The sequence below is a fragment of the Terrabacter sp. P5_B1 genome (genome assembly GCF_056400505.1).
In genome coordinates, this window is sequence record NZ_JBFULD010000158.1 from 1 (window position 1) to 9476 (window position 9476).

Annotated in this window: 10 protein-coding genes; 2 read left to right on the top strand and 8 right to left on the bottom strand. The window is 71.4% G+C overall.

The annotated features are described in order from the left end of the window. From AC1DP0_RS12575 to AC1DP0_RS12590, 4 genes are all read right to left on the bottom strand, one after another. A partial coding sequence (locus AC1DP0_RS12575; protein ID WP_478084896.1) for an SRPBCC family protein occupies positions 1–586 on the bottom strand: 586 nt, incomplete at its 3' end. A gap of 7 nt (positions 587–593) precedes the next feature. Continuing rightward, positions 594–1451: an FAD binding domain-containing protein gene (locus tag AC1DP0_RS12580; RefSeq protein WP_478084897.1), complete on the bottom strand. Its 858-nt coding sequence runs from the start codon at positions 1449–1451 to the stop codon at positions 594–596. Then, a complete protein-coding gene (locus AC1DP0_RS12585) occupies positions 1448–3943 on the bottom strand; it encodes a xanthine dehydrogenase family protein molybdopterin-binding subunit (RefSeq protein ID WP_478084898.1) in 2496 nt (831 codons plus the stop codon). Before AC1DP0_RS12585 ends, AC1DP0_RS12580 begins: the two co-directional genes overlap by 4 nt. Beyond that, on the bottom strand, positions 3940–4422 hold the full coding sequence (locus AC1DP0_RS12590; RefSeq protein ID WP_478084899.1) for a (2Fe-2S)-binding protein: 483 nt from the start codon (positions 4420–4422) through the stop codon (positions 3940–3942). The genes AC1DP0_RS12585 and AC1DP0_RS12590 overlap by 4 nt, the downstream gene beginning before the upstream one ends. Before the next feature lie 132 nt (positions 4423–4554). Between AC1DP0_RS12590 and mgrA the strand changes: the two genes are divergently transcribed. Further along, complete coding sequence (gene mgrA, locus AC1DP0_RS12595; RefSeq protein ID WP_478084900.1) at positions 4555–5598, top strand: L-glyceraldehyde 3-phosphate reductase; 1044 nt, start codon at positions 4555–4557, stop codon at positions 5596–5598. Between the two features lie 68 nt (positions 5599–5666). On the opposite strand, the gene AC1DP0_RS12600 is transcribed toward mgrA, so the two are convergent. Together AC1DP0_RS12600 and AC1DP0_RS12605 are read right to left on the bottom strand one after the other, a co-directional pair. Beyond that, positions 5667–6236: an NADPH-dependent FMN reductase gene (locus AC1DP0_RS12600; protein ID WP_478084901.1), complete on the bottom strand. Its 570-nt coding sequence runs from the start codon at positions 6234–6236 to the stop codon at positions 5667–5669. Between the two features lie 72 nt (positions 6237–6308). Continuing rightward, entirely contained in the window at positions 6309–7058 is a 750-nt protein-coding gene (locus tag AC1DP0_RS12605; RefSeq protein WP_478084902.1) for a FadR/GntR family transcriptional regulator, read from the bottom strand. 83 nt (positions 7059–7141) lie between these two features. Here AC1DP0_RS12605 and AC1DP0_RS12610 point away from each other — a divergent pair, with 83 nt between their 5' ends. Next, positions 7142–7633, top strand: a complete 492-nt coding sequence (locus AC1DP0_RS12610) for a PaaI family thioesterase (protein WP_478084903.1) — start codon at positions 7142–7144, stop codon at positions 7631–7633. Between the two features lie 46 nt (positions 7634–7679). Here AC1DP0_RS12610 and AC1DP0_RS12615 read toward each other — a convergent pair whose 3' ends face one another. Continuing rightward, on the bottom strand, positions 7680–8846 hold the full coding sequence (locus AC1DP0_RS12615; RefSeq protein ID WP_478084904.1) for an XdhC family protein: 1167 nt from the start codon (positions 8844–8846) through the stop codon (positions 7680–7682). Further along, positions 8839–9476, bottom strand: a 638-nt coding sequence (locus tag AC1DP0_RS12620; RefSeq protein ID WP_478084905.1) for a vWA domain-containing protein, incomplete at its 5' end; no start/stop codon positions are given. The genes AC1DP0_RS12620 and AC1DP0_RS12615, both read right to left, overlap by 8 nt.

Below are 9476 nucleotides of genomic sequence, written 5' to 3' on the forward strand. Positions count from 1 at the left end.
CCGCGGGCCTCGGCGCGCCCGTGTCGGCGGCGAGCGCGTCGGAGCCCGTCTCGACGTAGGCGGTCGAGGCGGTCGCGGCGGTCGTGTCCCCCACGACGGCGGGGACGGCGGCCACCGGGACCTCCGGCTCCGGCGCGGCTGCAGGGCCCGTCAACTGCTTCTCGATGCACGCGACGAACGCCTGGAGCAGCTTGTCGGATACGTCCTGCATGACGCCGCGGCCGAACTGCGCGGGCTTGCCGGTGACGGCGAGGTCGGTGACGACGTCGGCCCTGGTGCCGTCCCCGGACCCGGTGAGCTGGATCGTCACCGTTGCCCCGGCGGTGCCGTTGCCGCGCTTGTCCTTGCCCTTGGCCTCGATGACGGCATGGTGGGCCACGTCGTCGCGCTGGACGAAGGAGCCGGACCCGCCGTAGACGAGCGCGATCGGCCCCAGCTTGACCTTGACCGTGCCCGAGAAGTTGTCGTCGGTCACCTCCGTGACGGTCGCCCCGGGGAAGCACCCGCCGACGCGTTCGAGGTCCATGAAGAGTGCCCAGGCGTCGTCGACCGAGGTCGGCACGGTGAAGGAGTGCGTCAGCTCCATCCGACGATCACGCTCCCGCCGCGGCGAGGACCGCGCGCCGCGTCAGCACCGTGGCGAGGTGCTTGCGGTAGTCGGAGTCGCCGTTGAGGTCCGAGGGCGGGTTGGTGCCGTCAGCCACCGACGCGACCGCCGCCCGGACGGCCTCGTCGGTCGCGGGCTGCCCGACGAGAGCCTCCTCGACCAAGCGCGCCCGCAGCGGCGTCGAGCCCATGTTGGTCAGGCCGACGCGAGCCTCGGCGATCGAGCCACCCTCGCTGCGCACCGTCGCCGCGACGCCGACGATCGACCACTGGTGGCTGACGCGGACGAACTTCTCGTAGTGCGAGCCCCAACCCGTGTGCTTCGGTACGCGGATCTGCGTCAGCAGCTCGCCCTCCGCCACGGCCGTCGTGAAGAGGTCCTCGAAGAAGTCCTCCGCTGCGACGGTGCGGGTCGCGCCGTCCGCACCGGCGATGACGAGCTCGGCCCCGAGAGCGAGCGCCGGCGCACCGACGTCACCCGCGGGGTCGGCGTGCACGAGCGCGCCGCCGATCGTGCCGCGGTGCCGGATCTGGGGGTCGGCGACGGTCTGGATCGCCTTGGACAGCAGGCCCGCATGGGTGGACACGGCCTCGGAGGCGAGCACGGCGGCATACGTCGTCATGGCGCCGATGACGAGGTGGTCACCGTCATCGGAGATGCCCTGGAGCTCGGCGATCCGGCCGAGGTCGATGACGACGCCGGGTGCGTTGAGGCGCATCCGCAGGATCGGCAGCAGCGACTGGCCGCCGGCGAGCACCTTGGCGTCGTCGCCGTGCTCGGCGAGCGCCGCCACGGCCTCCTGGACGGTCGACGGGGCGAGGTAGTCGAACTGGGCGGGGATCATGCCTGGCTCCCTTCGCTGGCCGCACCGGGATCCTGGTTGGGCGCCCCCTCATCGAAGTGCGGCGCGGCCTCCCGCTCTCCTTCGTGCGAGACCGGGCGGCCGGCCTGGATGGCCTTCCACACCCGCTCGGGCGTGCACGGCATGACGATGTCATCGACGCCGAGGGGACGCACCGCGTCGACGATCGCGTTGACGACCGCCGGCGTGGAGGCGATGGCGCCCGCCTCACCGACTCCCTTGGTCCCCAAGGCGGTGTAGGTCGAAGGCGAGGTCGTGTGGTCGGTGACGAAGCTGATCGTGTCGGCCGAGGTCGGCAGGGTGTAGTCGACGAACGAGCCGGTCACGAGGGTGCCCTGCTCGTCGTACTCGGCCCCCTCCCAGAGTGCCTGGGCGATGCCCTGGACCAGGCCGCCGTGCACCTGGCCCTCGACGATGAGCGGGTTGATGATGACGCCGATGTCGTCGACGCAGACGTACTTGCGCATCGTCGTGGCCCCGGTCTCGGTGTCGACCTCCATGGCGCACAGGTGGGTGCCGTGCGGGAACGAGAAGTTCTCGGGGTCGAAGGTCGCGTCGGCGTCGAGGCTCGGCTCGACGCCGTCGGGCAGGTTGTGACCGGTCCACGTCGCGAGCGCGACCTCAGGCATGCTGACGCCCTTGTCGGTGCCCTTGACGCCGAAGCGACCGCCCGTGAACTCGATGTCGTCGACACTCGCCTCGAGCAGGTGCGCCGCGACGACCTTCGCCTTCTCGATGACCTTGTCGGCGGCCCGGACGACGGCCTCCGCTCCCACGACGAGGGAGCGCGACCCGTAGGTGTCCATGCCCTTGGACGAGATCTGGGTGTCGCCGTGCAGCACCTCGACGTCCTCGAAGGGCACCCCGAGCCGGTCCGCGACGATCTGGCTCCACGCCGTCTCGTGACCCTGACCGTGCGGCGAGACGCCGGTGAGGACCTCGACCTTGCCGGTCGCGAGCATGCGGATGCTGGCACTCTCCCAGCCGCCGGCGCCGTAGTTGAGGGCGCCGAGGATGCGCGAGGGTGCGAGACCGCACATCTCGGTGAACGTCGAGATGCCGATGCCGAGCTGGACCGGGTCGTTGCTCTCCCGGCGGCGCCGCTGCTCGGCGCGCAGCTCGTCGTAGCCGAAGAGCTCCTTCGCCTTGGCCGTGGCGGCCTCGTAGTTGCCGGAGTCGTACGTCATGCCGGCGACGGACGTGAACGGGAACTCGTCGTGCTTGATCCAGTTCTGCTCGCGGACCTCGAGCGGGTCGCGACCGAGCTCGGCCGCGAGCTCGTCCATCATCCGCTCGATGGCGAAGGTCGCCTCGGGGCGACCGGCGCCGCGGTAGGCGTCGACCCACGTCTTGTTGGTCAGCAGCGTCCGCACGGTGAAGTGGTAGGCGGCGAACTTGTAGATGGAGTTGAACATCCACGCGCCGAGCACCGGGGTGCCGCCGCCGACGACGCCGACGTAGGCGCCGAGGTCGGCGAGGAGCTCGACCTTGAGGCCGGTGACGGTGCCGTCCTTGCGGGCGCTGAGCGTCAGCTTCTGCCACTGGTCGCGGCCGTGGTGGCCCGAGAGCAGCGACTCCGACCGGGTCTCGGTGTACTTGCACGGCTTGCCGAGCCGGCGGGCCACGGCGATCGTCGCGAACTCCTCCGGCGTCGTCTGGAGCTTGCCGCCGAACCCACCACCGACGTCGGGGGCGATGACCCGCACCTTGGACTCGGGGATGCCGGTCGTCGCAGCGACGAAGAAGCGCAGGATGTGCGGCACCTGCGTCGAGGTCCACACCGTCATCTGCTCCCCGGTCGGGTCGCACACCGTCGAGCGCGGCTCCATGAAGGCGGGGATGAGCCGCTGCTGGCGGAACTCGCGCTCGATGACGATGCCGCCGTCACGGGCCTTGGCGATCTCGTCCTCGACGTCGGTGCCCGACCCCTGGGTGGCGGAGTCGAGGGTCCAGACGGCGGAGGTGTTGGTGCCGAGGTCGGGGTGCGCGAGCACCTCGTCCTTGACGGCCTCCTTGAGGTCGAGCACGGCCGGCAGCTCGTCGTAGTCGACGTCGACGAGCTCGGCGGCGTCGCGCGCTGCGGCCGCGGTGCGGGCCGCGACGACGGCGACGATCTCGCCGGCGCACGCCACGTGGTCGACGACGACGGGCAGGTGGTCCGGGGTCTTCTGCTCCGCGTTGAGGGGCCATGCCGTGGCGACGAGGCCCTGCCCGTCCTTGATGTCGGCGCCGGTGACCACGGCGATGACACCCGGCGCGGCCTTGGCCTCGTCGGTGTTGATCGCCGTGAKGGTCGCATGCGCGAAGGGGCTGCGCACCATGGCGAGGTGCAGCATGCCGGGCAGCTGGATGTTGTCGGTCCACCGGGTGCGGCCGGTGATGAGGCGCTGGTCCTCCTTGCGGGTGCGCGCCTTGCCGATCTCGCCCGACGGCGTGTCGGCGGCGTCGGCCGCGCGGTCCTCGGTGATGGTCATGACGACACCGCCTGCGAGCTCATCGCGCCGGCCGCCTGCTGCACGGCCTTGACGATGTTGTGGTAGCCGGTGCAGCGGCAGAGGTTGCCCTCGAGACCCTCGCGGATCTCCTGCTCACTCGGGTCGGGGTTGTCCTTGAGGACGTCGCACGCCTGCATGATCATGCCGGGAGTGCAGTAGCCGCACTGGAGGGCGTGGCACTCGTGGAAGGCCTGCTGAACCGGGTGGAGCTCGCCATCCTCGGCGAGCCCCTCGATCGTCGTCACCTCGTGGCCGTCCGCCTGGACGGCGAGGACGTTGCACGACTTCACGCTCGTGCCGTCGAGGTGCACGGTGCAGGCACCGCAGTTGCTCGTGTCGCACCCGACGACGGTTCCGGTCTTGCCGAGGCCCTCGCGAAGGTACTGGACCAAAAGGGTCCTGGGCTCGACCTCGTCGGAGTAGCTCACCCCGTCGACGGTCACATTGATACGGGTCATGCTTGTCGGTCCTCCTGCCACGCTGCAGTTGACATCGTTGACTTCCCCACGCGCAGTCTTTGTCACAAGTGACGGCTGCACAAGGGCTTCCCCGGATTCGGGGCCTCGAGCGCAGGGGGCAGACTGGGGCGCATGACTCTTCACGCCGACGACTACCAGGCCTCGCGCAGCCGCTACGACTCGATGACCTACCGCCGCACCGGCCGATCGGGCCTCGACCTGCCCGCCGTCTCGCTCGGTCTGTGGCACAACTTCGGCGACGACGTGCCGCTCGACCGCCAGCGCGCCACCCTCCGCCGCGCCTTCGACCTCGGCGTCACGCACTTCGACCTCGCGAACAACTACGGCCCGCCCTACGGCAGCGCCGAGCGCAACTTCGGCGCGATCTACGCCCAGGACTTCAAGCGCTACCGCGACGAGCTGATCCTCTCGACGAAGGCCGGCTACGACATGTGGCCCGGCCCCTACGGCCAGGGCGGCGGCAGCCGCAAGTACGTCCTGTCCTCGCTCGACCAGTCGCTGCAGCGGATGGGCGTCGACTACGTCGACATCTTCTACTCCCACCGCTTCGACGAGACGACGCCGCTCGAGGAGACGATGGGCGCGCTCGACACCGCGGTCCGTCAGGGCAAGGCCCTGTATGCCGGCATCTCCTCCTACTCGGGTCCGCGCACTCGCGAGGCCGTCGAGATCCTGCGCTCGCTCGGCACGCCGCTGCTCATCCACCAGCCGAGCTACTCGATGCTCAACCGCTGGGTCGAGGAGGACCTCCTCGACGTGCTCGGCGAGGAAGGCGTCGGCTGCATCGCCTTCAGCCCRCTCGCGCAGGGCATGCTCACCGACAAGTACCTGGAAGGCGTGCCGGAGGGATCGCGCGCCTCGCAGGACAAGTCGCTCTCGACCGACCTGCTGACCGAGCAGAACCTCACGCACATCCGTGCCCTCAACGGCATGGCGAAGGAGCGCGGCCAGTCGCTCGCGCAGATGGCGCTCGCGTGGGTGCTGCGCGACCAGCGCGTCACGTCGGTGCTCATCGGCGCCTCGTCGGTCGGCCAGCTCGAGGACAGCCTCGGCTCGCTCGACAACCTCGAGTTCACCACCGAGGAGCTCGACGAGATCGACCAGCACGCCGTCGAGGGCGGCATCAACCTCTGGAAGACCTCGAGCGCCCACTGACCGAGGGCGTACGCCGTGGGCCCGGGGCCGCGCGTCGGCGCGGTCCCGGGCACCCGGCACACGTCATCTCACGGCCGAGGCAGGACGGTCAGCACGCGTTCGATGTGGTCGCGGAACTCCGTCATGAAGTCGGAGAGGAAGGCCGCGGTCGACTCGTCGGTGACCTCGCCGTCGTCGGTGACGAGGCCCGGCGTGAGACGGATGTAGGCCTCGGGCGCGGTCATCTGGCGGGCGTTGCAGAAGCTGAGGACGCCGCGCAGGCTCTGCTGGGCGAGCGCCGTGCCGATCTGACCGGGCGAGGCGCCGATGACGGCGGCCGGCATGTGGTTGAAGGAGTTCTCACCCCACGGTCGGGACGCCCAGTCGATGGCGTTCTTCAGGGCACCGGGGATGGAGCGGTTGTACTCCGGGGTGATGAAGAGGACGGCCGACGCCCGGCCGATGGCCTCCTTGAGGGCGCGCGGCCCGGGAGGGTAGTCCGCGTCGAAGTCGGGACTGTAGAGCGGGAGGTCGCCGATGGGGATCTCGGTGAACTCGAGGTCCGCCGGAGCCAGCCTGATCAGGGCCCGGCTCAGGGTCCGGTTGATCGAGGTCGATGACAGGCTGCCGACGAAGTAGCCGACCTGGTACGTGCTCACGTTGTCCTCCTCGGGCGGCGACGTCCTGGGCGCACCTCGTACCCTCCTCCCCCGCGCCGGGGATGTCGACCGTCAGGCGCCCCGGGTCACCGGGTCGAGGGTGCGTCCGGAGTCGGTGAGCGACGCCCACACGTCGACGGCCTGGCTGAGGATCGCGTCGGCGAGGCGCGCGGCCAGGTCGGCGTCGCGAGCGGCGATGGCGGCGGCGAGCGGCGCGTGTGACACGAGGTCGGCCCGGTCGCCGGCGAGCAGGGCGTCCATGACCTCGGGGCTGCTGTCGATGGCGAGGACGAGCGAGTTGAGCGCGAGCCGGAAGGCGAGGTTGCCGCTCGCCTCGACGACTTCGAGCCAGAAGTGCCGGTCGGGGTCGGGGTGGTCGTCGAGGTCGTATGCCGCCGCTGCCGCCGTGATGCGGGCCCGAGCCGCGTCGGACGCGCGGGTCGCGGCGACGCGTGCCGCCTCGACGCCGATGCAGCGGCGCATCTCGAGACCGTCGCGCAGGATCATGGGGTCGAGCCCCTCGCCGGATCGGGCGAGGTGTGCGAGCAGGTCGAGGCCGGCACTGCTGCGGACGTCGAGCACCGTGGTGCCGCCGCCGTGGACCACCCGGACGAAGCCGGCCTCCTGCAGACGCTGGAGGGCCTCGCGGACGGCGTGCCGGTTGACGGCGAAGGAGACGGCGAGCTCCCGCTCGGGCGGCAGCGCGTCGCCGGGTGCGAACCGTCCGGTGAGCACCGCGTCGCGCAGCTCGGCGAACACCTCGTCGGACACGGTCCGGCGGGTGACGCGACTGAACCCGCCCTGGTCTCCACGTTCGCTCACGACGTCGAGGATGACACCGGCGCCTCGACTCATCAAGAGGTTGGACCAGTTCTGTCCGCTGGGGCTGCTAGTAGCGTGACGCCATGGAGGACCTCCCGACAGTCGCCGACGACGCACTGAGCATCCAGGAGTGGCTCTACCCCAACCTCCCGTGCTTCGGCTGCGGGCCGGCCAACGACAACGGCCTGCGGCTCAAGAGCTATCCGGTGGGCGACGGGTGGGCCGGTGGCGTCACCGCCTCGTTCACGCCGTGGCCTGAGCACGACAACGGCGTCGGCTACCTCAACGGCGGCATCATCGGCACGGTCCTCGACTGCCACAGCGCCGCGGCCGTCATGCTCGAGGCGAAGCGTCGCGGCTGGCCGGCCCTGCCGGGGGCAGACCTCGCCTACGTCACGGCCGGGCTCGACGTGCGCTTCCTGCGCCCCGCCCCGCTGCACGAGACCGTGGAGCTGCATGCCGTCGTCATCGAGGCGGACGAGCCGGAGATCACGGTGGCCGCCGTGCTGCGCTTCGACGGCAAGGTGCGCGCCGAGGCGACCGCCGTCTGGAAGCGCTGGCGCCCGCGCACCTGACCTGACCCCGCGATGAAAGCGCAATCCGTCCGCCCCCCGGCGAGGATCAGGTTGGGGTGTCGTGCGCGGGGTGGTGGTGGTGGATGGGGCCCTCGGTGGCGGCGAGCCGCTCACCGGCACCGCCCCAGCGCAGCGCGATGATCTCCGCCGCGATCGAGACCGCGGTCTCCTCGGGCGTGCGCGCACCGAGGTCGAGGCCGATCGGTGAGCTCATCCGGGCCAGCTCGTCGTCGGTGAGCCCGGCCTCGCGCAGCCGCTCGAGCCGGTCCTCGTGGGTGCGGCGCGAGCCCATGGCGCCGATGTAGGCGACCTCCGGCAGGCGCAACGCCACCTCGAGCAGGGGCACGTCGAACTTCGGGTCGTGGGTCAGCACCGCGATGACGGTCCGACTGTCGATGCGGCCCTCGTCGACCTCGGCCTGGAGGTAGTCGTGCGGCCACTTGACGATGACCTCGTCGGCACCGGGGAAGCGCGTCTTCGTCGCGAAGACGGGCCGGGCGTCGCACACCGTGACGTAGTAGCCGAGGAAGCCGCCCACCCGCGCGACCGCCGCCGCGAAGTCGATGGCGCCGAAGACGAGCATCCGCGGCTTGGGCGCGTGGGCCGCCACGAAGACGCGCATCCCCTCGCCGCGACGCTCCCCGTCGGGACCGTACGTGAGGATGGCGGAGCGTCCTTGCGCGAGCAGCCCCCGCGCGTCGTCGCGGACGGCGTCGTCGGCGCGCCCGCTGCCGAGCGAGCCGAGCACCGAGGTGTCCTCGTCGTCGCCGTCGGCCTCGGGGTGCACGACGACGCGGCGCCCCACCCACGACGGTTCGGGGTGCTCGATGACGGTGACGACGGCGACCGGCCGACCGGCGGCGATGTCAGCGGCGACCTCGCCCAGCTCGGGGAACGTGTCGCGGGAGACCTTCTCGACGAAGACGTCGAGGATGCCCCCGCAGGTCAGGCCCACGGCATACGCGTCGTCGTCGCTGACGCCGTAGCGCTGGAGCACCGGCGCGCCGGACGCGATGACCTCCTGGGCCAGCTCGTAGACGGCGCCCTCGACGCAGCCGCCCGAGACGGAGCCGACGGCCTCGCCGCCGGGGCCGACGAGCATCGAGGCACCGGCCTGGCGCGGCGCCGAGCGCCACGTGCCGACGACGGTGCCGACGCCGACGGTCTCGCCGGCCGACCACCACTGCATCAGCTCGTCCATCACCTCACGCACGGGCCACCACCTCGATCAGATCCTCGAACGTCGCGAGCGAGTGCCCCGCGACGAAGTCGTCGATGTGCGGCAGGGCCGCGACGATCCCCTGCTGCACCGGCGCGTAGCCGGCCTTCCCGCGGTGCGGGTTGACCCACACGATCCGGTGCGAGAGGGCGGCGAGCCGGCGCATCTGCTCGCCGAGCATCTCCGGACCCTCGCGTTCCCAGCCGTCGGAGAAGACAACGACGGCGGAGCCGCGGGCCATACCCCGCCGCCCCCAGCGGTCGAGGAACGCGCCGATCGAGTCGCCCAGCCGGGTGCCGCCGGACCAGTCGGGGACGACGCGTCCGGCAGCGGCGAGCGCCCGGTCGGGGTCACGCTCGGCCAGCGCCCGGGTCACGTGGGTCAGGCGCGTGCCCATGGTGAAGACCTCGACGTGGGGCACCGTGCGCACGAAGACGTGAGCGAGGCGGAGGAGGCTGTCGGCATACGCACTCATCGACCCGGAGACGTCGATGAGCAGGACGATGCGGCGCGGGCGGGTGCCGCGGCGGCGATGGTGGATGCGGCCCGGCTCACCCATCCGGCGCAGCTGATCGCGCAGCGTGGCCGGGCCGTCGACCGCACCGCTCCGCGCCCGGACGTGAC

Bases quoted from the DNA above. Each gene is read 5' to 3' on its own strand.
- AC1DP0_RS12610 (WP_478084903.1), top strand. From the start codon at position 7,142: ATGGAGGACCTCCCGACAGTCGCCGACGACGCACTGAGCATCCAGGAG.
- AC1DP0_RS12580 (WP_478084897.1), bottom strand. From the start codon at position 1,451: ATGATCCCCGCCCAGTTCGACTACCTCGCCCCGTCGACCGTCCAGGAG.
- AC1DP0_RS12590 (WP_478084899.1), bottom strand. From the start codon at position 4,422: ATGACCCGTATCAATGTGACCGTCGACGGGGTGAGCTACTCCGACGAG.